This window comes from Paenibacillus sp. J31R120, from assembly GCF_056269225.1.
The window spans coordinates 231223-255690 of sequence record NZ_JBWDNN010000008.1; the positions used below are offsets into that span (position 1 = coordinate 231223).

Annotated in this window: 27 protein-coding genes and 1 pseudogene; 27 read left to right on the forward strand and 1 reads right to left on the reverse strand. The window is 43.8% G+C overall.

The features are described from left to right. Positions 1 to 417: 417 nt before the first annotated feature. Together AC0YNW_RS24105 and AC0YNW_RS24110 are read left to right on the forward strand one after the other, a co-directional pair. Positions 418 to 990, forward strand: coding sequence for a hypothetical protein (locus AC0YNW_RS24105; protein WP_475834094.1), 573 nt, complete (start codon positions 418 to 420; stop codon positions 988 to 990). 1841 nt (positions 991 to 2831) lie between these two features. Next, the gene (locus AC0YNW_RS24110) at positions 2832 to 3608 is read left to right on the forward strand and encodes a GNAT family N-acetyltransferase (protein ID WP_475834095.1); all 777 of its coding nucleotides are present in this window, start codon (positions 2832 to 2834) and stop codon (positions 3606 to 3608) included. Between the two features lie 56 nt (positions 3609 to 3664). Here AC0YNW_RS24110 and AC0YNW_RS24115 read toward each other — a convergent pair. Continuing rightward, positions 3665 to 3952, reverse strand: a pseudogene (locus tag AC0YNW_RS24115) (D-arabinono-1,4-lactone oxidase); the annotation flags it as partial. Positions 3953 to 4334: 382 nt separating this feature from the next. Between AC0YNW_RS24115 and AC0YNW_RS24120 the strand changes: the two are divergent. From AC0YNW_RS24120 to AC0YNW_RS24240, 25 genes are all read left to right on the forward strand, one after another. Then, the gene (locus AC0YNW_RS24120; protein WP_475834096.1) at positions 4335 to 5417 is read left to right on the forward strand and encodes a helix-turn-helix domain-containing protein; all 1083 of its coding nucleotides are present in this window, start codon (positions 4335 to 4337) and stop codon (positions 5415 to 5417) included. Continuing rightward, complete coding sequence (locus tag AC0YNW_RS24125; RefSeq protein ID WP_475834097.1) at positions 5417 to 6172, forward strand: ATP-binding protein; 756 nt, start codon at positions 5417 to 5419, stop codon at positions 6170 to 6172. The genes AC0YNW_RS24120 and AC0YNW_RS24125 overlap by 1 nt, the downstream gene beginning before the upstream one ends. A gap of 20 nt (positions 6173 to 6192) precedes the next feature. After that, positions 6193 to 6405, forward strand: coding sequence for an FAD-dependent thymidylate synthase (locus tag AC0YNW_RS24130; protein ID WP_475834098.1), 213 nt, complete (start codon positions 6193 to 6195; stop codon positions 6403 to 6405). A 794-nt stretch (positions 6406 to 7199) separates the two neighbouring features. Further along, positions 7200 to 7604, forward strand: coding sequence for a Na-translocating system protein MpsC family protein (locus tag AC0YNW_RS24135; protein WP_387477569.1), 405 nt, complete (start codon positions 7200 to 7202; stop codon positions 7602 to 7604). 335 nt (positions 7605 to 7939) lie between these two features. Next, on the forward strand, positions 7940 to 9223 hold the full coding sequence (locus tag AC0YNW_RS24140; protein WP_387477566.1) for a DnaB-like helicase C-terminal domain-containing protein: 1284 nt from the start codon (positions 7940 to 7942) through the stop codon (positions 9221 to 9223). A gap of 189 nt (positions 9224 to 9412) precedes the next feature. Then, a complete protein-coding gene (locus AC0YNW_RS24145; protein ID WP_475834099.1) occupies positions 9413 to 10498 on the forward strand; it encodes a toprim domain-containing protein in 1086 nt (361 codons plus the stop codon). A 130-nt stretch (positions 10499 to 10628) separates the two neighbouring features. Then, positions 10629 to 11156, forward strand: coding sequence for a sigma-70 family RNA polymerase sigma factor (locus tag AC0YNW_RS24150; RefSeq protein ID WP_387477562.1), 528 nt, complete (start codon positions 10629 to 10631; stop codon positions 11154 to 11156). A gap of 374 nt (positions 11157 to 11530) precedes the next feature. Then, positions 11531 to 12220: a hypothetical protein gene (locus tag AC0YNW_RS24155; RefSeq protein WP_475834100.1), complete on the forward strand. Its 690-nt coding sequence runs from the start codon at positions 11531 to 11533 to the stop codon at positions 12218 to 12220. Between the two features lie 96 nt (positions 12221 to 12316). Then, positions 12317 to 14254, forward strand: a complete 1938-nt coding sequence (locus AC0YNW_RS24160) for a DNA polymerase (RefSeq protein ID WP_475834101.1) — start codon at positions 12317 to 12319, stop codon at positions 14252 to 14254. 256 nt (positions 14255 to 14510) lie between these two features. Further along, positions 14511 to 15272: a DNA polymerase gene (locus AC0YNW_RS24165; RefSeq protein ID WP_475834102.1), complete on the forward strand. Its 762-nt coding sequence runs from the start codon at positions 14511 to 14513 to the stop codon at positions 15270 to 15272. 4 nt (positions 15273 to 15276) lie between these two features. Beyond that, on the forward strand, positions 15277 to 15651 hold the full coding sequence (locus tag AC0YNW_RS24170; protein WP_475834103.1) for a hypothetical protein: 375 nt from the start codon (positions 15277 to 15279) through the stop codon (positions 15649 to 15651). A gap of 111 nt (positions 15652 to 15762) precedes the next feature. Next, the gene (locus AC0YNW_RS24175) at positions 15763 to 16140 is read left to right on the forward strand and encodes a hypothetical protein (RefSeq protein ID WP_475834104.1); all 378 of its coding nucleotides are present in this window, start codon (positions 15763 to 15765) and stop codon (positions 16138 to 16140) included. Positions 16141 to 16267: 127 nt separating this feature from the next. Next, positions 16268 to 16456 carry a hypothetical protein gene (locus AC0YNW_RS24180; RefSeq protein ID WP_475834105.1) on the forward strand — a complete coding sequence of 63 codons (189 nt, stop codon included), beginning with the start codon at positions 16268 to 16270 and terminating at the stop codon, positions 16454 to 16456. Beyond that, positions 16457 to 17578 (forward strand): hypothetical protein, encoded by a 1122-nt coding sequence (locus AC0YNW_RS24185; protein ID WP_475834106.1) that lies wholly within the window; start codon positions 16457 to 16459, stop codon positions 17576 to 17578. It abuts the gene before it with no gap. 217 nt (positions 17579 to 17795) lie between these two features. Next, positions 17796 to 18173: a hypothetical protein gene (locus tag AC0YNW_RS24190; protein ID WP_475834107.1), complete on the forward strand. Its 378-nt coding sequence runs from the start codon at positions 17796 to 17798 to the stop codon at positions 18171 to 18173. 35 nt (positions 18174 to 18208) lie between these two features. Then, positions 18209 to 18574, forward strand: coding sequence for a hypothetical protein (locus AC0YNW_RS24195; protein WP_475834108.1), 366 nt, complete (start codon positions 18209 to 18211; stop codon positions 18572 to 18574). Between the two features lie 8 nt (positions 18575 to 18582). Beyond that, entirely contained in the window at positions 18583 to 18924 is a 342-nt protein-coding gene (locus AC0YNW_RS24200) for a hypothetical protein (RefSeq protein WP_475834109.1), read from the forward strand. Positions 18925 to 19399: 475 nt separating this feature from the next. After that, the gene (locus tag AC0YNW_RS24205) at positions 19400 to 19954 is read left to right on the forward strand and encodes a hypothetical protein (RefSeq protein WP_475834110.1); all 555 of its coding nucleotides are present in this window, start codon (positions 19400 to 19402) and stop codon (positions 19952 to 19954) included. 839 nt (positions 19955 to 20793) lie between these two features. Beyond that, on the forward strand, positions 20794 to 21075 hold the full coding sequence (locus AC0YNW_RS24210) for a hypothetical protein (protein ID WP_475834111.1): 282 nt from the start codon (positions 20794 to 20796) through the stop codon (positions 21073 to 21075). A 32-nt stretch (positions 21076 to 21107) separates the two neighbouring features. After that, positions 21108 to 21575 carry a hypothetical protein gene (locus AC0YNW_RS24215; protein ID WP_475834112.1) on the forward strand — a complete coding sequence of 156 codons (468 nt, stop codon included), beginning with the start codon at positions 21108 to 21110 and terminating at the stop codon, positions 21573 to 21575. Positions 21576 to 22135: 560 nt separating this feature from the next. Continuing rightward, complete coding sequence (locus tag AC0YNW_RS24220; RefSeq protein WP_387477528.1) at positions 22136 to 22429, forward strand: hypothetical protein; 294 nt, start codon at positions 22136 to 22138, stop codon at positions 22427 to 22429. Next, the gene (locus AC0YNW_RS24225) at positions 22429 to 22671 is read left to right on the forward strand and encodes a hypothetical protein (RefSeq protein WP_387477526.1); all 243 of its coding nucleotides are present in this window, start codon (positions 22429 to 22431) and stop codon (positions 22669 to 22671) included. Before AC0YNW_RS24220 ends, AC0YNW_RS24225 begins: the two co-directional genes overlap by 1 nt. 182 nt (positions 22672 to 22853) lie before the next feature. Continuing rightward, on the forward strand, positions 22854 to 23108 hold the full coding sequence (locus AC0YNW_RS24230) for a hypothetical protein (RefSeq protein WP_475834113.1): 255 nt from the start codon (positions 22854 to 22856) through the stop codon (positions 23106 to 23108). A 153-nt stretch (positions 23109 to 23261) separates the two neighbouring features. Next, complete coding sequence (locus tag AC0YNW_RS24235) at positions 23262 to 23588, forward strand: hypothetical protein (protein WP_475834114.1); 327 nt, start codon at positions 23262 to 23264, stop codon at positions 23586 to 23588. An 82-nt stretch (positions 23589 to 23670) separates the two neighbouring features. Next, positions 23671 to 24465: a hypothetical protein gene (locus AC0YNW_RS24240; protein ID WP_475834115.1), complete on the forward strand. Its 795-nt coding sequence runs from the start codon at positions 23671 to 23673 to the stop codon at positions 24463 to 24465. The last annotated feature ends 3 nt before the right edge of the window (positions 24466 to 24468 follow it).

Below are 24468 nucleotides of genomic sequence, written 5' to 3' on the forward strand. Positions count from 1 at the left end.
TTCCAGCAAAGCGCCTACGCCTAGGACTGGCATAAGTGCTTCTCTTATCACCGCCATAGCAGGTTCTTACCTTGCGTAACAGTGGTCGATATCACTTTACAAAGGAGGCCGATCGGAAGACCAAATATGCCGCCAAAGCGGTCTTTACGGCTAGATTTATTAATTTGGAATTGTCTATTAAACCATCAACTAAAAGAAAAACTAAGAGAATCTCTCATGTACATATGTATACTATCCCCACTCAAAAACAGTTACTATTTCCCACAAAATATTAGTGATTAAAAAAATGAAATTATATGGCACTATTGTATTAGTTAACTATTTGATTAATCTCACTAATATTTCAATGAAAGGAGGATAGAGGTTCGACCTTGAATAAAAATATTAGGAGATAGTTATGAAAAAAGTTGAATTGTAATGTCCATGGTTTTCAGTTTATTTATTCTCCCATCCGTCTATGCTGAAGGTAGTTCAAACACAACTGATTTTCCATTTCCAAGACCTACACAGGCTGGTCAAGTAGACTTAAATAGTTTTACACCTGAACAACGAAAACTGCTTGATGAGAGATCTGAGTTTATTAATAAAATGGTGGAAAAAGCCGCCCTTGCTCTTACAAAAAAGAGTATCCTTGAAACAAAGCTCGCCAAAAGTAACAACTTTTTTGAAACTTATCGCCTAAATAACGAAATTATTACCCTAGAAGAAGAGCTATTGGAAATTGAAAATGAAAAAATCTCCAATGGACTTGTCCCTTTGAGTAAAATTAAAAATGACGATATTATATCTCCACTTTCTGCTGCTAACGCTTTTTCATTTGATTTTGAAAATGTTTCTTATGATTATCAAATGGGTATGTATGTCTTTGATGCCCAGGGTCAGTGGAACAATAATACTTGGAAAAACGATTGGACTCCACCAGCATTTTCAGTTAATGGATCTAATTATAGTGTAGGTGGAACAGACGGTTTTTATTTAGCCGCAATTTGACATCGCGTTATATGATAGTGGATTTTTCACAGTATGGAGTGATCAAGCTACAGGAATTGACTGGAGTAATTCAGCGTCAAAATGGGTAGGCGAAAGAGGCGTCGGCTGGGATTATCCGGATGTAATTAAATATTATAAAAACTCTACTAACTTATATAGCTCTTGGAGAGTCGGTGGTTGGATGTCCTTTTGGCTAGTTAACCCACCTGCTGATGGTAAACTACTTTCTTTAAAAGCGGATTATGGGCATACATGGAATACTGCATCTATTACTGGAATCTCTTTAGGTAAAGATTCACTTGGATTCTCATGGACAAATTCCTTAAATAAATGGAATAAACCACTTGTCATCAACTTATTGCATAATAATTAAAATAGTAAAGACCTTTCGAAAGAAGGGTCTTTATCTATTCAAACCCTTAATTCGTTTATTATACTAGATTAGCACTCGTTATTATCAATTGACTTTAACCCACTGAAAGGAGTCAGACTAAATATTGATGAAAACCAAGGAAATATTAAAAGTTTCGTTTGTTGTAATATTGATAATTACTTTTAGTGTACTTTCATATTTATTTCTTCAACAAAACAAATCTTTGTATAATCAACTTAGTAATAATATTTCGAATTACGATTCTAATTTTGGCAAACTAAAGCATGTATATATGGATGAGGACCGAACATTATCGTTTTATGAAGCTAGTAACATGTCAGAAGTCAATGTTGTATTATTAAAAAAAACAATTTTCGGATATAAAGTAATTGAAAATTTAACCAGAAATTCATTGTCCTTAAAACACAATTTAAACTGGCAAGTTGTGGAGAAGCCCAAATCCGAACATATATATTATTTCAGGTATAGTTAAAAATCCAGAGATAACTCAAATTGTTTTAATAAGTGAGAATAACAGTCCTGCACAAATTATTAAAGCTGATGAGTATTTAATATGGTATTTTTTAAGTGACACTTCTTTGAACATGCCAATTACTATCCGAGCAACAAATATGGAGGGTAAAGTGCTATACGAAACAGGAAAGGTCGAGTATTGGGAAAATAAACCCAAGAATTTTTAAGAGAATTTGTATAAGAGCTCGGGGCACCGTTTTAACTTCATAAACCAAAATATCTATTTGGGAAATAACGGTCCATTTATAGCAAGTATTTTTAAATGCATTCACTACTCGTTTTAACCATGACTAAAAGGTGCGCTTTCAACTAACAACAAATTACAAGAGTATATGCATTTTAATCGGCTCGCTGCGCATGGACTTCGAGATCGAGGATGCCGGAGCACTCATGGTCATGGAGATTGACGCCGCCCACACGGGAATAGCCTTTGCAGCTTCTAGAGAGGCGTTATTCTACCCGAATAACGCGGTAAAAGACTCTATAAAGCACTTCTCGCCATATGATCGCAAGAGGCTTGAAAGCACGACCTCCGTCTATTCACGGTCGACGCCAGTCCCATAGTCTGGCCGATACTGGAAAGTAACAGCTTCCATTGCCTAGGTTACATCTACCCTTGCAAATCGCCTCAAATATAACGAGTATCGCATTCCTCAGCCAGCGACTAAGGAAGCGTTTTTTTTATTTATCTGGATTCGATAAAAGTAAATAAGCTGAACCTATGGCATACAATACCGCTAACGCTAAGAAAATGGCCAGGCCTGCGGGATAGGTTATTCTTACACGGGATGTGGATTGCAGGGTTGACTTGTCAATCATTTAGTTCCCCCTTTTCTCCCTCTTCTATAAGGGGACATGTAAACATGTCATCATCGGCATTTTGCATGAAAAACTGATCATTTATGATATAAAACTCAAAAGGAGGCGATGTCCTATGAATAAATCCAATCTAATCGAAGTCTTTAACCGCCAGCAAAGAATCGATATCGTCTACCCCGGAACCCGCCGTGAGGCTGACGAATATGTGATCAGGCAGATCTCTTCAGGGGAAGAAGACAGCTTCATCAGCTACTCCAGTCTGACCGCTAGTCAAGCCGATGCCATCATTCAGCGGGAGCTCGATTACTTCGCTTCGCTAGGCCGTCGCTTCGAGTGGAAGCTGTATGACTTTGACCAGCCAGCAGATTTGCGAGATCGCTTGGAAGCCCGCGGCTTCGAGATCGGGGACGCAGAAGCGCTGATGGTCATGGGGCTTGAGTCCGGGCATCCCTTGCTGACAGCTTCGATCCCGGAATCCATCAAGCCCATAACCAACGATGACGGTGTCGACGGCCTTATGGCACTGGAAGAGTCCATATGGCAAGAATCGCATCAGGAACTGGGCCATCGACTGAAGCATGATCTGCGTCATACGCCAGACGAGCTTATGATCCATGCAGCGTATGACGAGGCGGGCCGGATCGTAAGCGGCGCCTGGATGTATATGCATACGGGCACTTCTTTTTGCAGCTTCTGGGGCGGCTCTACCCTTCCTGATTACCGTGGCAAAGGACTCTACACCGGGCTCATCGCCATTCGTGCCCAAGAAGCTTGGAAGCGCGGCTTCCGTCTGCTCACAGTAGACGCCAGTCCGATGAGCCGGCCTGCTCTGGAGCGCAAAGGCTTCCAATGTTTGGGGTACACCTATCCGTGCAAGTCACCACAGGTGTAATGAATAACGCATTCCTCAACCTACGGGTGAGGAATGCGTTTTTTTATGCAGATGAGTTATGCATCAAACAACTTCTCGATATAAGGGCTGAGAAGGATTCGATCCGGGTCAAGCTCTGCTCGCACGCGGCGGAAGGCATCCCACATCGGATACCGATCCTTGAGGCGTTCGCTGTCCAGCGTATGCAGCTTGCCCCAGTGGGGCCTTCCTCCATAACGAAGAAAGATCTCCTCCATCGCTGCAAAATACGCCTCGTACGGCATCCCCTTATACATATGTACAGCGATATAAGCAGAGTCCCTGCCGTAAGACGGACTAAGCCAAATATCGTCGCCGCTCACATGGACCGTGTTCATACCATCGTGAAAGGTCGGAAGATCGTCGAGAGGGACGGGGTGCTTACTGCATCCAAAGTCATACTAGGTGCAGATGTTCGCGCAGGTAGTGCATTCGTTATGGCTGTTCTCCGCATGATTTACGCTGACTTTGGCGTAGTTCCTGCTGTTACACACGTGATACGCGGTTCTATTCCACATCCTAAGGATGGGACGTTAGGACTAGGCGACATCCTCTGCTGGAAACCCACAAGTTGTTTGTTTTTTATTTATATATTGACGAACATATGTTCGCATGCTAAATTATTCCTAACCGAACGTGTGTTCTTTTTTTGCCTCCCGCAACCTTACTCATACATGGAACGACTACTTATAGCAGGGAGATGATTCTATGACGGAACACAGAGGCCGGGTGATAGTATCTAGCGAAAAGCAGTTTATCTACCGAGACTCCGAAAACAGAGGGCACGTTCAATTACCGAACATGGTTGTCTCCTGTCTGGAATTATCGGACACCGCTAAGATTGCTTATGGCGTAATATCCAAGTATGTTTTCGAGAATGGTAGAGAAGCTTTCCCTGCCGTTTCCAGAATAGCAATGGCTTGTAACTGCACAAAGAAGACCGCTATCAAATACATCGACGAACTATGTGAGAAGGGGTTTATTCTTAAAGAGCGTAACGGAAACAGGAGGACTAACACATACTATTTAATGGACGTGGACAAAGTAGACCACCTGCACGTATCTGAGATGTTCTGGCGGGCTGTGAATGATGTATACAAGGCTGTCGAGGTATGTCATTACGAAGAGGCATACGAGTCCTTCGTTAAGATGCTCGACAAGCTTAAAGCCGAAGGAGTTGTCTTCAAGGAGATTCCAGTCTGCCGTGATACGGAGAATCAAATAAGAGAGACCTTGCTTAATAGGGTAAAGAAGGACAGTAACTACTTATTTTACCCACCAATCCGCGGAAAGACGAAGCCAGACACCGAACGACAGCAAGCCCTAAATGCTAACCCGAAAAACGCTCTAGGCAGCTCAATTGGAAAAGCGGGTAATTTTTTGGGAGGGGTTAGTCGGTATAACCTCCCCGATGAAGTTGATAAGTGGAAGAACGATCACTTCGTCACATATTTCTACGAGAAGTATATCGACACGACAGGCAACACGCACGAAGCCGCCCGCAGTAAGCACCGTGGAATGATTGGACGTATCATCAAGAACGCTGAAGGGAATAAGGAACAGGTTAAGCGAAACATTGATGCCTATTTTGAGATGGGCTATGACCTGCATACCATGGAGCGATTCTGTACGTCAGGCAGGGCAGCAGAGATTGAACTGTATATCAAGACGGGAAAGAAGCCTTTTCACATCACTACCCAGGATAGCAAGAGCATGGTTGAATTTGCCGTACAACAGAACAAAGGCATGTCTTCAGAGGACTTCTTGAAGAGAATTAAAGGAGGTAACTAATGAGTGATCTATTTAGTACTTGCGATTCATGCGTTGTTAAAGAATGGTGCAAATTGCGAAGTGGAGAAGTCAAATTGCCGCCCGACCATTTATTTACCTATTGTGTGGGTTACGACAAACTGAATAAGGCACTAGAACTAGCAAAAGTCCCACGTGAGTATAGGGAGGCAAACCTTTATCACTACGTGACTGACAAGGACAATGCGGACTTTGCAGAAATTATTAAGGAACTTCTGGAAAATCCTGTAGGGTTCGTAAAGTCCGGCACGAACTTAGCGCTTATAAACAAGTATAAGGGAACAGGGAAGACGTGGACAGCAAATGCCGTCCTGAATGAGTTCGTCTACAAGGTATGCCGTGACCAGCAGTGGTTTGATTACGAGAGTCCTGTGGCTAAGTACGTCAAATTTGGGGCGTGGGCTAACCGACAACGTGATATCTATACCCGAAACGATGAACAGTTTACCTTTGAAGCTCATAAGGAGCTTAGCCAGATGAGGGACGTACCGTTGTTAATTTTAGATGATATTGGAAGTGGACGGATTACGCCGATTATACGAGATTTAATCTATGATGTTATTGACTTCCGTAAAGAAGAGCAAAAGAGCACTATTTTCACTAGTAACTTTCCAGATGTTGTATTACGAAAGGATGAAATGTTGGGTGAAATGGTAGTATCTAGAATGCTATATAATACCATGGTTATCCCATTGGGTGGCAGAGACAGACGCGCCGACAACACCTATAATTACTAGAAAAAGGGGGTGCTTGTAGAATGAATACAACCCCACTTCATTCGACACCAGCCTATCATAAATTGGTTGAATATGCCTTTAGAAACTGTTATGATGGTTTTGAAAAATATAACACAGGAAGTAACAAGTTGGTACGAGATATCCTAAATAAAGGACACCTCAGCATTACAAGTCATGGCAGCATTGTGTTCACGGTTGAAGGATACAACCCAATGGAAGAGGTACATATCTGATTCTTTGGTCACATTTAAAGAACCAAACAATTACTTCCGATGGAAATGTGAGCGCCAGACGGACTTCATTAATTCAATGAATATTCTAACGTTTCTTGATATCATGTACGGACTCGACAGCAAAAGTGGAAAGAAAGGATTCCATCACTTCCTCACAGCCAAGCACTGCGGCTTGTTTAAGCAACTGGTTGATTCCATTTTCGAAGTCCCGCCCTTCGTTGGTTTGCTGACCACAGATATGTAATCGAGGGTATCAAAAACCCTTACCTTGAATATAAGCCAGACCTGCTCAAACCCGCAATTTTGTCCTCCGACTATATTGCACTTAAGAAATTGGGCTTAACGGATTACGAACTTGATGTACACAGCACGATTACCGTTGAGATTGTTTCCGATAGGGCAATGTCCCTTCTGGACGCTCGTCATACTGATATGGCGAGTCGCTCCGAAATCTCACAACGCTATGTATCCATGTCAGGTGATTTTCATTATCGTACACCCGAAGGTCTTTCCGATATAGACGTTTTCTATAGTGAAGCTGGCGGTCCTATTAAGGTTACTGAGTATGCTAAAGGCCAAGGACTATACCACACGTTCCATCCTTCCTAATGCGATATACTCAAAATATAATATGCATTTCTTCAATTTACGGGACGTTTCTCACTGAACCAAACAAAAAGCAATAAGACGACAAAGCGTTAATGAAAGCCTTTGCCGGTGCAGGTATTATTTTATAATTAACTGTGCAATCCACCACGGTATGCTTTCATTTTTATACCATGGGAGGAGCATTCATGCCAGTTAAACAACTAGAGAAAAACTTATCCTATACACTATCTGCAATCAGGAAAACGTATTACGGTAAAGGTTCTATCGATACTCAAGTCAGGATATGTGGAGATACGATCTTTGTAAAATATAAGTCCCCGTTCTCACCGCTTGAGAAGACTCTAATAAACGCTAATATAGTCGTTGCCACAGAAGTGTTTACGGGGTGGGAAGAGCTCGTTAAGCAAGATGTCAAGAAGGGGCTGACGTCCCTGCTTGGGACGGGTGTTGAGGTTCTTGGCGTATACATTCGAGCCGTCACAGAGCACGATATCTCTTATCATTGCATCTTACTGGACAGAAACATAGAGAAGCTCGTAAAGTCTAGGAAGGACGTACCGAACGCAGACGGTGAGTCGGTACTGTTCTAATCATAATGACTGTCGATTAATGAGAACCTTTTGGAACTGCTCTATTAAAGACTTGTCAGATTACAGCCTTAGTTTGTAATTTGATCAAGTCTTTTTATATTGTCTTTTTTAGTGGTAGTTTGTGCGGTGAAAGGGATAATCCGCATAATATCTGGTTTGATGCCATGTCGTATTGGGTTTAGAACAACCCATAAGATGTGGTGTTCTAGTCATGCGGGTTCGGCACAGAACTTGAAGGCGCCTTCCAAAATCATACATAGTATTCACGCTGATGCAACCTCGCACCTTTCCTATCAGATAGCACGACTACTGATAGTGAACAGGGAGGGATTACATTGGCGGCAATCGAGGAACTACAACTATTAAATCACTTATTGAACATCAAAGAGTGGGGCGTAGTCGAAGACGCTGGTATTACTGAAGACTATTTTCAGGTACACAAAAATGCCTTCGAGTTTGTCAAAGGCTTCAAAAAGATCAATGGACACTTACCAACCATAGAAACTGTCATGAACAAATATGACACTTTTGAGTTGGTAGAGTTGGAGAACATAGAGCACGTAATCAAGTCGATGAAAGAGGACTACCTTTACAGAGAATTTAAGCCGATTCTCGTATCAGCTTCGGCGACTTTCGCCAAGAAGGAAACGACAGCGGCGATACAACAGCTTCAAGCGGAAGCACAACGTTTTCTGAAATCCATCGGCTTAAGCGGTCAAGGTTACTCATACATAGGAAACGCGCAAGCGCGGTTTGATGCTTACGACAAAATCCACGGTAGGGCGAAAGATGAAATCATAGGGATGACGACAGGATTCAAGCCGCTTGATTTAGCCACCAACGGACTTGAATACCAAGACGGGGCAGTTGATTTCTTCCTAGTGTTCGCGCCAACGAACATGGGGAAAACCCTCATATCATCCTTTATGATGAGCGCGGCATGGAATAGTTCATTGGACAATGACTACCCAGCCTATTTCGCCCTAGAGCAAAGAGCGTCAGAGATTGCCCATAACTGGGACAACACACTCGCCAAAGTGTCACGCCTTGCTTTAACACGCGGTACGCTCTCTAACGAAAAGAGAGACGCTTATGCGGAGTTTATTGACCGCCTTAAGCAAAAGAAAAAAGACATGGTAATTTACGACCTAAAGAGTAATGGTGGCAAGCCTTACACGCTTGACGAAATCCACCGAATACTCGAACTCGAAGGTCACAATCGTTGGACTCTTGACCAGTTATCGAAGGTACGCATTACCTCACGGGGAAGCGGTGACCTTAGACAGCGCCTATTTGATGTGTCTGCTGGAGTTCGAGACCTCATACTCGACACGGGTAAGCCAGCAATGATTGTCGCACAGGCGAACCGCGAAGCCCTCAAGAAAATCAAAAAGGATATCACTGAGAACGTCGATGCAACGGACATTGGCGAAGCTTTCTCCATCGTTCAAGATGCTTCCAAGGGCATTTCTATAGTGAAGGTTAGCGAAAACACCTTCAAGATATTGGTCATTAAAAACCGTGAAAACGCAAGCGGTCAGTCATTCCTAATTCGCTATGACTTTGACACAGGTATTGTCTCCGTACTGGATGACAGTATCGGTGAACAGTACTTCTAAGAAAGGAGGACAAACCGTGAGAGTACATCTTTACCTTAACTCTATTTCTCTTGATGAATATAGAGCAGGTAGGGACACAACTGCACACTCGCAGTTTTTCCCTCAATCGTACTACATTCACGTTGATGTGCATGAAGATGAAGTGAAAGTCTTACCCTCTGGTTTCACCCTAATAAGGGGGAAAGGCAGTTGATAGAGTTCCAACTCAAAAAGGAGAATCCAAATATAGAGATTCTCGAATCACTTTACATCGACCTAGAAGAGTTAACAGATGAACTCAGGTTTTCTTATCAACATCTCTCGAAGTCAGTATCCAATCCTAGAGCCTTTACGGGAATTAACGATACAGGTGAGTGGGTTATGAGTTGTTGCCCAATGCACGCTGAATCTAGGGCTTCTTTTGGCATCTCGAAAGAGCCGCCCTATCACTGTAACTGCTTTTTTTGTGGCTATTTAGGAACAATAGACGCCTTGATAGAGAACGCCCTAGATCTTGATGATGGAGAAGGCATAAAAGTCTTGCTTTCTTCTTACATCATCGAGGAAAAACAAAGAACGTTCGATATGGTTGACTTCATAGAGAATCGCAGGAATAAGTTCATGATTCCACATCTTAAAGAGAGCAGTCTTGATGCCATGAAGTTGTCTAGGTCTCATGACGAACTACTCTATCAGTCAGGAATGAACTATATGCGTTCCCGTGGGTTCGATGACCGTACCCTCGAAACTTATGAAATCTGTATTGACACCGCAACTGAGACGCTGGTCTTTCCACAACGGACAAGAACAGGTCAGCTGCGCTTTGTCCAAAAACGGAAAATTGGTAACAGCTATCACGGTGCTAAGTTCATTAATGAAGGGAGTGCGATAAAGAAGGACATCGTTTTCGGCCTTCATTTCATTAACAAACTTAGAACCACAGAGCACCGAATTAGGCGAATCAGGATAGTCGAATCCCCTATTGACTGTATGTCAAATTATCAAGTCGGAATTCCAGCCGTTTCTATTAACGGTCGGATTCTTTTCAAGAACCAGGTTCGAGAACTTCAACTTGCTGGTATTGAAGAGGTTGACTTGATGCTTGACAACGACAAGGCGGGAACAAAAGGCATGGAAGATGCCGCAATTCTATTGGATAGGGCGGGGTTAATTGTGAACCGTGTTCGCTATCCTAGCTTTCCTGCGCCCAAAGACAGCAATGAACTTCTTAAAGCTAGTTTGCTAGACAAGCTAGAGACCTACAACGTGAACCTGATTGGGTCTCTTTTCACCTAACAGTGCCCATTGTACCACAAAAAAGATACGAAAGCATGATTCTTTCGCACCTTTTTTTAACCATGCAACGACCACTGATAGTACAAGCCTTTGCACCTCATTACACATGAATCCATTGGAGGAATTTCACATGACAACATCTAAAGTAGCCAACTTCAATATCGAGTCCCTTACACCTATCTTTAACTTTATCTTGAGAGGAGTTCGTCAGGATGAGCGTGACGAGGTCAAGTCTGAAGCTGTCTTGCGTATCCTCACGGCTATTGACAAAGGGCACGTTAAGAAAGATATGTTTGCATTCTCCCATACCGTGGTTCAACGCACTGTCTATGACTACTACCGTAGAAACAATCGCATGATTTCCAAGAATAGCACCTCAGTAAATTTCTGCGATGGGGCAGATGAAGAAAAAGGCTCGACTATCGACTACTTCTCCTATGCTACTGAAGAGGTCGGTTACAGTCTGTCAGATGTTCGTAACGACTATATCAACAATATCAACGAGTTTACGCCGCAACAGCGTAGAATTCTTGTCCACATGCTCTTCACAGAGGACGGGATGGACATGAAACCTGCTGAGATTGCTAACTATCTTGGGTTGGACAAGTCCCACGCTTCCCGTGCCATGAGCAAGCTGAGAAAGGTTTGTCAGGGTTAATCTTCTGACTTCCCTTAACCTAGTGATTCTATATATTAATCTTCGCTTGGATATACGTAATTGATAATCTTGCCACTACTGACTTTACAACTTTCCCTAGAAAACAATCAGGGGGAGTTTATAGGCTTATCTTATCATACCGATATTCCTTTTCGCAAGACTTTCAGGACTTCCCATGGTGTTTTCAAGAGATTTCTAGGCTCTAGAAACTTCCTTACGTAGAACGATTACTAATCTTGAGGGGAAGTTCTCCTCGAAAACGATCTGAAATCTCCCATAAAGTACCCCGCACCTTCTGAGAAGGTTGAAACGACCACTAATAGTAAGTGATCAGAGAACCTCAAAAATCAAAACCCATTAGGAGGAAAAATATTATGTCTAACACAATAGTCCGCGGCCTCGAAGCAATTCTTTCTGGCGGCGCAGAGTTCATTACTTTTGAAGAAGGAAGGCCGATGACTTTGCTCTTCATTGATTGGTTTGAAGACTTGCTTGGTATCCGTGAGCATTACGAATCAGCGCTGACTCCTAAATACGTACGTTGCCCAGGCAAAGATATTTGCCCACTATGTAAGGCTAACCCTTCCAAGTACCCTGCACTTCGCATTAAATTCCGTGTCTATGATGCCATTGAGAAGAAAATTAAGTTCGTCTCGCTCGCTAAGTCCCACGTTCAAAAACTTAACTCTGACTTCAATCTGGACGAGGTTGACCCAACTAAAGACTTCGTAACCATTTACCGTACTGGAAAAGGTGCATCGGATACTTCTTACAGCGCCCGCCGCTACAACCTGAACCCTGAAGCAGGTAAGCTAGTTCTCGAGTTCCCAACACAAGAATTGATGGATAACATTCCTGACCTGACTCCGCAAGTTACGCCGCACTCTCCTGCTGAAATTGCAGGTTTCATGCAAGCTCTTGCAGGCGGGGCTCAGGTTAGCCAACCACAAGGCGGCTATGCTCAACAACAAGCAGGTTACCAAGCACCTCAAGGCGGTCAAGCACCATGGGATGTTGGAGCACGGCAAGGAGCACCTGCTACACAACATAAACTTCCATTTTAATACCTGACCCTGAGGGGCTGAAATGCCCTTCATTGCTGTATAACCCTATTCTACCTCGACAGCTTGCCTTATTTCCAATTAACAGGGAGGGTCACTGTGTCTGAAGACAATGAAGTACTGGACATACTCGCCAAGGGCGAAAAGAAGTCTGCCAGAACGACCCGCACAAAGAATACAGAAAAACCTAAAAAGGCTAAGAAACTAACTAAGAAAGAACAACAAATTTTAGATATTGAAGCCACAATTGTCATGCCTGACAATTACACTTTGATTAATACTCCTGAACTACTGGAAAAATTCGTAAAATATTATAAAGCATATAAGATGACGTATCAAGGGGATGCTTATGTTTACCTTGATACAGAGACCTATGGGCTTAACAACTGGCGTGATGCTTTAATCTCTATCTCCATAGGTTTTGAGTCTGAACAGTATTTTAACATACCTATGCGTCCATATCTACATGATATGTCGATTAATGTCGAAATTTTACCTTTTGACGTAGTCGCAGATGCGCTAAGACCCTTGCTAGAAGCCGACAATTTGATAGTTATCGCGAACGCAAAATTCGACATTCACGTTCTGAAAAACTGGGCTAACATCGACATTACCTTCAATATTCATTGGGACACAATGATAATGGGCGGTCTCTTAAATGAGAACAAACCTAAAGGTTTGAAGGAATGGTACAACTCGTATGCGCTTCCTTGGTTGATTGAGCAAGGTAAGCTGTCCCGTGATGAACTCAGCCGCCCAACCTTTAAGTTCGGTAACATGTTCGACAAGATTCCGTTTGACAGTATACCCCATCGTTTGGCGAACTATTACGCTTGCCATGACGTGTTCATGACGCATTGGGTGTTCCAGTACCAACGACAGATAGTAGAGAACCCTTCCTACGGTCTAGGCAGCGTGTACCGTTTATTCAGAGAAGTAGAGATGCCGCTACTGGCTGTCTTTGCCACAGCAGAGCGCCGCGGAGTAGAACTGGACTCCAAGTTCCTCAAGGAAATCATTGGCAAGGTTCTTCAGGAAAAACTAGATGACCTTAAGAAAGATATCTTTACCGTGCTAGGGAGAGAGATTATGTTGACTAGGACACATACCCGCCAACGGCATGGCATCAAGTATAAGGAAGAGTACCAAGTTGTGGAACAGTTCAACCTTGACTCTCCAGCACAGTTAGCGCAAAAGCTGTACGCAGATCACAAAGTGCTTGAGCCTGAAATAGTTTACGACAAAGAATTGAAACGTAACGTACCTAAGCATTCCACAAGCAAAAAGGTGCTGACGAGAAATAAGAACGTAAAAGTGACCGTAGGGGACGTAGCCCACAAGATTATTGAGTACATTTTAGAGTACCGTGGGTTATCTAAACTGATTGATGCCTTCTGTAACAAGCTTCCTGACAACACGGTTGACGGAATCATTCACTGTTCTTATAACCAATTGGTTCGTACAGGGCGTGTATCCTGCTCTAATCCTAACCTTCAGCAAATCCCAAGTAAATTCGATCTAATCCGTTACGCATTCCGTGCGGCGGCTGGACGACTTCTGGTATCTGCTGACTACTCTCAACAGGAACTTCGCTGGTTGGCTATTTTCACTCAAGAGCAGACGCTTATTGATATCTTTGAGTTAGGGTTGGACATGCATAGTCGGGTTACGTGCCAAATTCACGGATTCGATTACAACATGTTTGAGATGATTCGAGGCCACAAGGGAGAGTCAGAGGAAGAAACTGCCGCTAACGTATCTGTAGCCATCAATAAGTACGCTGACTCTCAGGAACTGGTATACTCTATCACTTACCTAAACAGTAAGGAGCAGGGGCAAAATGTTTCCACTACGGACATTTCCCGCCAAACCATCGAACGTCTTGCGGCATTTTTTGAATTGCTTCGTAAGAGGACCAAATCTGTCGTCTTCGGTAGACATACATGCCGAAGTAAAACCTCCCTCATATCGGTGAAACCTAACTGGCTGTCGAGAGACATTCCATACGGCAATACCGAGCTAAAACTCGCTAGTTAATAGCGAACGATGGTGTAGAGACTTGTTACAGGTCGCCTGCCGTACAAGCGGTAAATCAATCGAACCTGTACAACGGGAGGAACAGTTATTCCATAATGTGTACCAACAAAAAAAGTAGTTATACACTACAGCGGAGGTTGGTCACTATGGCAAGAGAACGAGTTCACGTGACATTGAGAACGCATCTCAATGCACAAGAACGGCTTATCGGCTGTTAAGGTATAGTCCGTGCTTATAGAAATATAGGAATACCACGGTGGTATACGGCATTACTGAGCTGGGGTTGAGTGACCAGATCGAGTCCAGTAAAGAGGAAGCCAAGGAGCTAATTGACGGGTTTAAGTCCTCTATGCCTAACTACCTCATGTGGGAAGCAACGACTCATAGAGAGATGATGGACAAGGGATACATCGAGACGGTTCTTGGACGAAAGCGTAGATTCGGTGAAAGCATAGCTGAAGCTAAACAAGAGGATATGTGGAAGAGATCTGGACGGCATTGGAAGATTGAGAAGTGCAAACGTCAATCTTGTAATGCCAAGATTCAAGGCTCTTCTGCTGATCAGTCCAAGAAGGCAATGGTCGACCTGTTCTATCCTACCCGCCCTGACGGTACGAAGTGCTTTGACCGCAGAGAGTGGTTACGTGAGGGTTTCGTTTCCCAGCTTGAAAAAGATGACATTTATATTGTGCTTCAGGTACACGATGAGTTAATCTTCGATGCACCAGATACAGTTGACCCTGCCGCCCTCAAAGCGATTACAGACACGATGGTTAACGTTATCCCTAATAACGTTGGAGTTCGTTTTCGCTCGGACATTGAGGTATCACCGTATTGGGGCGGCAACTTCTCCCAAGAGCAAATCCGACTTATGACAGAAGGTGCTCTTGATTGGAGAAAAGTGTTCGAGGAAGAGGTTAAGAAGAAACTCTCCAAGTTCGGCATCGAGTATGAGGTCGGAATGTTCGCAGATGTTGACGAAGACGAAGAGACTGAAAGTGAAGAAGAGAGGGGATAGCCTTATGGTTCACGGTTTAAGAAAGTGGGGAAGTACTCACCTGCCTGTAGAAGAGACGGTGACAGCAGGGGTAAACGACTATATGAGTTTTATTGTGGACGGTATTACTTATTCAATTGTCTTGGATGCAGGGGTGTACAGAAGTAACAGAGACCATTTCACTTCGGACTTTCCTGCCCACATAAATAAGAAACTCTCCGAAGTAAACGCTCCTATCTTTTGCCGGCTTGGCGGCAACCACCAAGGAACGCCCGTTAAGAATGTGTTGGTTTTTGAGCACAAAAACACAGGTGAACACTACGACATTTCAAATATCTCAGGTTCAGCAATAGACTTGTTGTTCGGGCAAGTAGAGATAACTGAAGAATCAAGTCAATAAGAAGGCTAGGGCATTCGTGTCCTAGCCTTTTTCATGCGCGCACCTTTTCAGGAGGATGGGTTGACTACTAATAGTGTAGGCAAACAACCAACAAAAAGGAGTGATTAACTCATGACTAAAGTGAAATTCGATAGCAAGAATCGTGTATCCAAACAAGCGCAAATCCTGGATGCCCTTCGCAAAGCAGGTGCTAAAGGCTTGGCAAACTTCGAGATGCATGATATCTGCCAACGCTGGGCGGCCCGTCTGCAAGAACTGTATAAGCAAGGTTATAAGGTTCGTGTAGAGAACTTGGGAGACGGCATCTATAACTACATTTTAGTTGAAGAGCCTACTACAATTCTTCCTATTCCTGAGCGCGCCCAAGACATTCTGACCCGTGAGATTGAAGGCAAGTGTGGCGGCAAGGTAACAACGGCTCAACTTCTTAACATCTTGCAGTCTAACCGTTTGCAGGTTGGACGTAAGGCGAGGTCTTACAACGCATGAGACTTGATGGTACTACCAAGTTAAGACCTCTGCCGAAGAGATGACGATGGTAATGACACAAGTTGCTGAGATGACAGCGATTCGGTTGAGTACCACAAACCATTTTTGCACTAAGGAGAGTGCCCCTTTGAACTATCCATTAGAAGAAATTGTACTGCTCGTGGGTGGCAATACGGTTAAAGACGAAGCCGAAATGGACGCGCTTTGGAATGGCCCGAACTACGTAGCAGAAGAGAAGTATGACGGTAGTCGTCACGTCTCCGTAGGCGGCAAGTTTTTTGCAATGTTGAAGTGGAATTTGTGGGGTGGTTGGTAAATGCTTGGGAGTTATGTTGTTGGTGGGCGGCTAGACCCGCCCTTTTATCCAACAAAACCAGAACCTCACTTTATAGGAAGGGTGTTGGACATACCTGCCAAGGCTCAGGGAGACCGTGTTATAACGGATACGTTTAGTATGTCCCATGACTTGGAGTTCTATGCCATCTCTTTTCGCAACAGTGCACTGGATGAAGGAGACTACTGGAACTTGACGGTCGACGAGAAACTGGTAGCCAAGAACATCTACTGTAAGTCTTTCGAGGAAGGTCTTTACTTCCAAGTGGCTCACCTAGTAAAGGCAGGTAAAGAGTTCTTTTTTGAGTATCACACGTCAAATGGAAGCAGTAAGACTATTGAGCTTATGTTTCATTTTCTAACTGATCGTGATTCTGACTTGGTACTGGCAGGGACGACCGACCTAGGTAACTATCCAGACCCGCCACCAGAACCACCTGAAGCCGAACAGTCGCCTAACCCGCCCGCAGGTGGGACGATACAGCTTCCTATTACATGGCAACCGTTTACCTCTGTTGTTGAAGCAGAGAAATGGGCTAAGGACTTAGGAGTGGAAGTAGACTTTGCGAGAAAGCTTAATGCCGCTAATTACGTCACTGAAGCGTTAGCCCTGCTTTTGAATAACTGTGGCGGGTTCGCTAACATGATTCAGAAGCACAAACTGACCATCAATATCAAGAACGGTAATGGGGCGAACGGCTTCTTCAACCCTGCTTCTGGTGAGGTTGTAGTGAGTAGAACATACGACTACGACAACTCCGAGATAATCACTCAGTCCGAGTACGACACAGGGCAGAAGTCCTCTCCACATAAGCTGAGGACGGTCATTCATGAGATAGGCCACTGGCTTCATTATCACAATATTGGGGCACAGCAGTTCTATTACATCTCTAACCTTGACCCTGACAACTACGGTGCGAAGACGATTCTAACCAATGCTGAAGCGACTTACATCGCAAACAATCTGTGTAATTATGCAACCAAATGGTTTCCGATTGAATTGATTCCTGAAACGTTCACCGCCAAGATTACAGGCGTTCCAATAGACCCTAAGATATGGGAGTGGTACGAGCAGTATGGTGGATTCAGATGTGAGGAGTGGTAGGAATGGACATTACAGTACCTTGCGTGTTCTGTAAACACTTCAATCGGGATGAGCGTGGGAAAATGACCTGCATGGCATTCCCTAACGGAATCCCGAAAGAGATTCAAGAACTAAAGATTATTCACACTGAGCCGTACCCCGCTGACAATGGTATTCGGTACGAGCCATTAAGTGATGTACAAGATTACTTCAAATACTTTAAGGGAGAGATTAGAGAATGAAAAACGTAATCAGAACAGTATTAGCAGGTTCAGGAATCGGCGTTGTTGGAGCGGGTCTCGGTGCAGGAGCACTTGCAGTACTGGCTATTGGTTTTATCCTGAAGCCGCTATTGGCCATCTTGATTGGTTGGGTAGTAGGACACGTTGTTGCGTGGGTAGCTGGCGGCTTCGTAGCAGGGGCGCTGTCTACAATCTTCCATACATCTATTACCGCTTCCATGCTTCCGTCCGTGTTCGCAGGAATCACACTGCTGGCTTCATACATCCGTCATGTCGTCCGCACAAACGTTAATGGCGTAAAGGCGCAGGCAGACAATGCTCAAGCTAAGAAGGCTTGGGAAGACATGAAGAAAGAACTTCGCGACTCTAAGTAATCTCGCACCGACCAAGATAGAGAGGTAATTACGAGATGAAAAACGATTTTAAGATTGACGGTGATACTACCGTTATCTTTCTTACAGAGGGGGAAGGGGTCTATGAGTGTCACATCGACACTCAAGACCTACCTAAACTCTTGAGCGTAAATTGTAGGTGGTGTGTGGAAATAAAGGAAGGTCGGAAATCAAGGGCTAGGTCTAACGAGAAAGGTAAGAAAGTGCTAATGCACAGGTTCTTATTGGAAGCTCCAAAGAAAGTGAGATACGCCACTCAAGCATTGAATATGCAGAATATAGGCGGCGACAGCAGTGAGTTTTCAGGGATAAGGGGTATTGAAGCAGCAATAGCTGTCAAGTCCACCAGAGCAAAACCATTCAGTTTGGAGGGGACAGGATGATTGGATTCATGAATAAGTGTCCTCATTGTGGTGGAAAGTCTTCTTTTTCGCCAGAAGAGATGGAATGCGACAAAGGATTGGTTCTCTGGTGTAACAACTGTGGAAACTTTGTCAATCAAACCTTGACCATCGAGACGATCCGCAGATGGTGGATTCGATACGATGAAGGCGAGGAAACAATCGTACCTCCTGTTAGCAAGAAGAACCTCATGCGCCTGATGGATGTGGAGCAGATGCTTAATGAAGAAGGCGAGTGGATGGAGAGTATCGAGATTCATATTAAAGACTTCAGAGACTACTCATACACGGAGGATAAAGACAATGACAAAAGAACAGACGAAAGCTCTTAAAGACCTGATACCAGTTATGGGAGCTAAATCACTGAATTTTACAGTGCATAATTAAGCAATAAACCTACCATCTCCGCTATGTTTGAAGAGGTCATGGACGAGCTAGAACCTCTCATCGGCAGGTTGGTGAGGATAAGGGCTTAATAGTTACACACTATAAAATACCCTAATCTTATTCCGAAAACGCCGTGTCGATACCTGTTGAGGACTTGACTAGAGTTAAGATTGCGCGCATTTTCAATTCATGAAGATGCTCCACTATAAAAATTCCGGTAAACTTTCTCACCCAACATAATAGTTTCTATTGTAAAAATTTCTGTGTATATTTTAGTCTTTGCAAAACATTCCAAGCGTTTAAAGGGTTACTAATTTTCCTATAATAGAAATTATTCAGACTTTCTAGTAGCCTTTGTTGACTATCTGGAAAGTCTACTCTATTATGGGGCAAGAAGGCTCTGCGTAAGGAAGAATGAGTATGGATGAGATCACAGAAATGCTCTTCGATGACTCCAGAGAGAAACACAAGATAGGTAAGAGTCACGCTAGTCGTGGTCGACGCGAGTCGGCTAAGACTATGAGGACTGCCATCGACTTACTCAGCGGCAACGAACGAAGAAAATACAGAGGTACAGGAAGGGTGAGACGGTACGTCATGTACGATACAATTATTAAGTTGGACAAATTACTAGAGTTACCTAGAGAGGAAATGATCGAGCGTCTGACTTATTGGCGGCATCACTATCGGAACAAAGAAGTATCCGAAGGTCTTGGGGTTGAAGATTGGAAAGTATACGAACTATACAAAAAGCACAAGATTCCTGCTAAGATGCAACGTCAACCTAAAGAAGCAGACGCCACTAAAGTGGTGGAAGTCTTTACTCCTGTCCCGATGTTCCCTTCTGGTACTAGAATTACAATAGACAAACAGTTCTCTGGCGAGAGTTTGGTAACCCGTCTGCAACAAATTATAGGATTTATTGAAGAAGACGGCGAATACAATCTTAAACTTATCATAGAAGAAACAGCATAAGAGACCTTAGGGTCTCTTTTTTTGTTCATAAAACCATCGCACCTCTCGGTAGGGATGCCACGACTACTGTAGTATAAGCAGTCGAGCGTCACCTGCTGGGGGCTTTTTAGTTAGGTCCCACCTAATTAATTGATAACCCGTCTACTGAAAGTAAGGAGGAAAAGGCCGATGAAAAAGCATGTTAGCCAAATGATTGAGTATGAAAAACGAATGATTGGACGGCTGTCCGTAGATGCAATGGCTGGGAACTGACTCCTATTGTGCCAGTCGAGCACTGCTTCGAGGAAAAAGCCCGCCAACGGCAAAGACATAAACATTGCTCGTATCGTAGTAGACCTAGGTAACGGCGAAGTTGTCTCGGCTTACTGGAAAACTCATGACGACCAACATTCCATGATTGGATAGCTGATGACGACTTATTAAATGTTTCTGAATACTTGAGAGGAAGGGCTGACTACTGTAAGAAGCCGAAAGGAGCGTCTCTCTAATGGAGAACCGTGACCGTACTATCCTGATATGTGTTCTCGCCGTACTTGAAGAAGAATACGGCGTAGAAGTTAGTACTCTTCTTAATGGACAAGCTTTATGTATTCGTCACTGAAGCTTTTCAGGTAGAAGGTGACAAAGTGAATGACGAATTGGCCGCAGCCGCCTTGTTGGATGTTGGAGAAGCGTTCAAGCAAAAACTTTAGGAAGGTTTGGTATGGCTCTCAACTATGAACAAGAAAATATACCAAATTGTCGAGCGTTGGGAGAAGATTGAGTTCGCCATCTCTCGTGCCATCACTACTAGAAGCAGGTAGTGAAAACTATTCACCCAACACTAGGAGGAATTATCTATGAATATCGACATTCGTCAATCTGCACAAGTCTCGCAGATGCAGGAAGAAATTATGTTCCTGAAAGGTCAGAACGAAGCAGCGTTCGCTATGCTGTCTTACCTGACTGAGCAGAATGGCGGCACAATGACCATCCCTAAAGACTTCAACCAACAAGCAATCGGTTCTAGCTTCTTTTTTGACCGTAACGAGGCTGGAGACTATGAAATGAAAACAATACGCGAGTCCACTAAAGAAACTGCGGCACCTTATGTGCTGGATGGAACGGTAACTATAGAGTAAGGCAAATACAACTTACAACGGAGGTAACAACAATGAACAAACAACACACTTTCATTCCATTCGGTGCTCCTACTGCTCCTCAACTGGACGGTCTTAGCATCATCGACATTTTCGAAAAAGCCGCCCGCTATGACGAAGTACTGAAGGCGAACAGCACGTTGGTTAAACGTGTCGGTGAACTTGAGCACCAATTGACTGAAGCCACTCTGCAAGAGATTGAGGCGTTCCTAGCACCTTCGTTCCCGCAGGATTTTCAATACCTCGGAAATGAGCGTAAGTTGCGAGACGAGGAAATTCAAGAACTTGTAATCGAAGCCACCGGTACAGACCTCCAAGACGGAGAGTATCAGTTCATTTCGTTCGATAATACAGTTGTCATTCGACTTCATGACGGAGACAAGATTGTCACCGTGGTAGGTAAGGACTTCTACGAAGCTACTGAACCTGTACTTGAACCAACTTGTGATGAAGATTGTACGTGCTTCTCTAGATCAATCTAGACCACTTCCCCGTTTAATTCGGGACGTAGCTGTCATCAAGGAGTGATTGGCAAAAGGCAGATGTTCCTGCTCGCCACATAGTAAATCCTGAGGCTCTCAAAAGACATGGTACGGGTAGAGTTCCCTTACCTGATTATAAAATAACCATGTAAGGAGTTTTCTAGTATGCAACAGCCACGCGAAAATGCAATGACTCGAGGCTCTAGTCTGAAGGTATCTGATGTGGTCGGTCTTATACAACGTGATGAACTACACCAGTCTGTGCCGTTCATGGCGTTCAACAGAGCCACACGCCGTACCGCTGAGAAGCAAGCCAAGCGACTCATGCAGCGCCTCAAGAAGTAACCACACCTTAGTAGTACATCGACTGGGAAGCTTCATCTTATAACTGAAAGAAACCTTCGAAGACGAACATTAAAGAGACCTTCGGATCTGTTTTCTCACATCGCACCTACCAGTGTAGATGGGGCGACTATTAATAGTACGGAGGGGTTCAAAAGTGACACAAAGGTTTAGAAATAGCAGGAAACTCTATAAGCACATAACTAGGAGGGGATAGAATGGCAACAACATATGCCTACACGCTTGGTGTCGTAGTAGAGCAGGTAGAGATGATTGAGAAGTCTATTCAGAATATGGAACAAGCCATGCGTCACGTTTCACCCGCAGCTGTTGACGTTATTCGCAGGAACAAGTCACAGCTTGAGTCCCTTTTGGAGCGAATTATGAACGCAGACGTGACTTCTCACATTGGTTTACAGAATCTCATTGCGGGCAACAGGCAGTGTCTTCAGGACTGTTTCTCTAATGCCTATACCGACCGTCAAAGCCACATTGAAAGGACGAGACAATAATGAAACTAAAATTCCGTGACCTTTACGAAGTCGTCAAGAGCACTCGAAGGGCGGTGTCGGACATGGGTCATAATGTGGAAAGCGTGCTTGAAGGCGAAGGTAAGTGTCTGATCTCAGAAGAACTCAATGCCCTCAAAAACAACTACGCAAGCTTGTATAATTTCGATATTCTGCTGAACGAAAGTATCACTGAAATTCGTAAGAAAGCTGACGCATGTTTCAAATGTCTGGACTTGATTTAAGAGCCTTTTTTGGGGTGTTATGTGACCAAAATATATGTCCGACCTCATACGAGGGAAGGCGATATCCTGCTTATTGTCTTCGCATGTAAGACTCAGACTTAAGAGACCCCGGGGTCTCTTTTTTCATTCGCACCTTTCGGCATAGATACTCCCACTACTAATAATAAGGGAGCGTGATACAAATGATTACAGAAAATACCCATATTGACCACAGAATCGTAGCAGGTCTTCGTCTAGTAGACAACCCTGCACAGAAGGCTAAGGAGCTGAGCTTCGCGGCTAATGGTAAAACACTCTTCTTGAGTTCTATTGCGGAAGCGAAGTTGGAAGAGAAAGATAGTATAATGCTCCATCATTGGCTTGAAGAGTCTCTTATTAATCTCCCGCCCTACGAGAGTCTTATTAAAATTCTTGAAGCTGAAGGGAGTGAAGTTTAATGATCTCCGACTTACGGGAACTGCATTAGCTTTACCTCTGCACACCGAACTACCGAAGAGATATTTCTAACCCCCCTTCTAAAAAGAATAGAAGCAACGGCTTCCCGTTACGGAAAGGTAAAGGGTTACGCCAAAGCGTAAGGAGTTATGCTTATGATGTTTCCTGAAGTGGATGACTTTATCGAAGTGGTGAGTGAAGATCACCCTCAGAACGGACTTATTGGCAGAGTCGTCTCGACCGCTCCTAACAGTGTTGTCGCCATCATATATGGAAAAGAAGTATCACTTCAAGAACTTCATGTCAAAGTCAGGGCTAAATTAGGTACGAAGGCACATTCCCTCATGAACCGCAAAGCAGAGCACTGGGACTTAGATAATCTGGATGAGATTGGACTTTACGTCCTTATGGATATTGCTCTCTGGTTGCGAGATTATGAGTGGTGCAAGGACATTCATATACGAATGAGAAAGGTGGGCTAATGCCCGCCTTTTCCTTTTTCGCACCCTTCTCCCACCATACTACGACCAATATAGAGAAGACTAAAGAAAGGAGCAATGAGTTATGAAGTCCAGTGGTAAGCTTCTTCGAAACAGCAAGGGTGAGTACCTTCTAGTATTCTCTCATGTAAATCCCATTGAAGAGAAATTCGAGTTATACCCATGCTATATCGGATTCAATTTGACTACAGGCATAGTTGACGACTTCCGTCCAACCAGTTATGTAACATCTGCCTGTGTATCTGAACTGAATGGCGGTGAACAACTTTTACTAGCGCGGGCACTTCCTGCATTACTGGCTTTATCCAACCACACCGTGGCAATCACGGCAAAGTCTCGTTCGGGAAGAGACCACATAGCCAATCGCATTCGAGAGTATAAACTGCTCACCAGCAACATTAGGGCACTCGTTGAACCTATTGGGGAGATTGCCAAGACTATCTACGGCAAGCTCGAAGGCAAGCACCGTAATCTGTTTATATTGATTGATCAAGGGTTACGCAAGGAAGACCCTAATATCTGGTTTAAGGTATGGCTTCGCAGGAACATCGAATTGTTCCTGAAGGGAGAACACCACCGGTTTATCTGCCCAGACCTACGTCAACCGACTGATTACGATTTCTTCAAGCACCTTGGGGCAGTAATCGTCAAGGTTGAAGCAGATGAAGAAAAGCGCCTTGGCAAGATTGCAGAGTTGGACGGCGTGGACGCATTAAACGAAGAGTTATTAAAGGATACTGAACGTAGTGCAGGATCATTTGAGACGAACAACGTTCTAGTAAACAACTATGACGACCAGTTTAACGCTGATATCGAGGAGTTTATTGCCAACGTCTTAGTTGCACAAAAAGGATGGTAACGT

Excerpts from the sequence above, each read along its gene's own strand:
- AC0YNW_RS24155 (WP_475834100.1), top strand. The coding sequence starts at position 11,531 with ATGTCTAACACAATAGTCCGCGGCCTCGAAGCAATTCTTTCTGGCGGC.
- AC0YNW_RS24135 (WP_387477569.1), top strand. The coding sequence starts at position 7,200 with ATGCCAGTTAAACAACTAGAGAAAAACTTATCCTATACACTATCTGCA.
- AC0YNW_RS24235 (WP_475834114.1), top strand. The coding sequence starts at position 23,262 with ATGATGTTTCCTGAAGTGGATGACTTTATCGAAGTGGTGAGTGAAGAT.
- AC0YNW_RS24125 (WP_475834097.1), top strand. The coding sequence starts at position 5,417 with ATGAGTGATCTATTTAGTACTTGCGATTCATGCGTTGTTAAAGAATGG.
- AC0YNW_RS24240 (WP_475834115.1), top strand. The coding sequence starts at position 23,671 with ATGAAGTCCAGTGGTAAGCTTCTTCGAAACAGCAAGGGTGAGTACCTT.
- AC0YNW_RS24175 (WP_475834104.1), top strand. The coding sequence starts at position 15,763 with ATGACTAAAGTGAAATTCGATAGCAAGAATCGTGTATCCAAACAAGCG.
- AC0YNW_RS24200 (WP_475834109.1), top strand. The coding sequence starts at position 18,583 with ATGAATAAGTGTCCTCATTGTGGTGGAAAGTCTTCTTTTTCGCCAGAA.
- AC0YNW_RS24210 (WP_475834111.1), top strand. The coding sequence starts at position 20,794 with ATGAATATCGACATTCGTCAATCTGCACAAGTCTCGCAGATGCAGGAA.
- AC0YNW_RS24230 (WP_475834113.1), top strand. The coding sequence starts at position 22,854 with ATGATTACAGAAAATACCCATATTGACCACAGAATCGTAGCAGGTCTT.
- AC0YNW_RS24105 (WP_475834094.1), top strand. The coding sequence starts at position 418 with ATGTCCATGGTTTTCAGTTTATTTATTCTCCCATCCGTCTATGCTGAA.
- AC0YNW_RS24185 (WP_475834106.1), top strand. The coding sequence starts at position 16,457 with ATGCTTGGGAGTTATGTTGTTGGTGGGCGGCTAGACCCGCCCTTTTAT.
- AC0YNW_RS24110 (WP_475834095.1), top strand. The coding sequence starts at position 2,832 with ATGAATAAATCCAATCTAATCGAAGTCTTTAACCGCCAGCAAAGAATC.
- AC0YNW_RS24215 (WP_475834112.1), top strand. The coding sequence starts at position 21,108 with ATGAACAAACAACACACTTTCATTCCATTCGGTGCTCCTACTGCTCCT.
- AC0YNW_RS24225 (WP_387477526.1), top strand. The coding sequence starts at position 22,429 with ATGAAACTAAAATTCCGTGACCTTTACGAAGTCGTCAAGAGCACTCGA.
- AC0YNW_RS24195 (WP_475834108.1), top strand. The coding sequence starts at position 18,209 with ATGAAAAACGATTTTAAGATTGACGGTGATACTACCGTTATCTTTCTT.
- AC0YNW_RS24190 (WP_475834107.1), top strand. The coding sequence starts at position 17,796 with ATGAAAAACGTAATCAGAACAGTATTAGCAGGTTCAGGAATCGGCGTT.
- AC0YNW_RS24205 (WP_475834110.1), top strand. The coding sequence starts at position 19,400 with ATGGATGAGATCACAGAAATGCTCTTCGATGACTCCAGAGAGAAACAC.
- AC0YNW_RS24150 (WP_387477562.1), top strand. The coding sequence starts at position 10,629 with ATGACAACATCTAAAGTAGCCAACTTCAATATCGAGTCCCTTACACCT.
- AC0YNW_RS24130 (WP_475834098.1), top strand. The coding sequence starts at position 6,193 with ATGAATACAACCCCACTTCATTCGACACCAGCCTATCATAAATTGGTT.
- AC0YNW_RS24170 (WP_475834103.1), top strand. The coding sequence starts at position 15,277 with ATGGTTCACGGTTTAAGAAAGTGGGGAAGTACTCACCTGCCTGTAGAA.
- AC0YNW_RS24220 (WP_387477528.1), top strand. The coding sequence starts at position 22,136 with ATGGCAACAACATATGCCTACACGCTTGGTGTCGTAGTAGAGCAGGTA.
- AC0YNW_RS24120 (WP_475834096.1), top strand. The coding sequence starts at position 4,335 with ATGACGGAACACAGAGGCCGGGTGATAGTATCTAGCGAAAAGCAGTTT.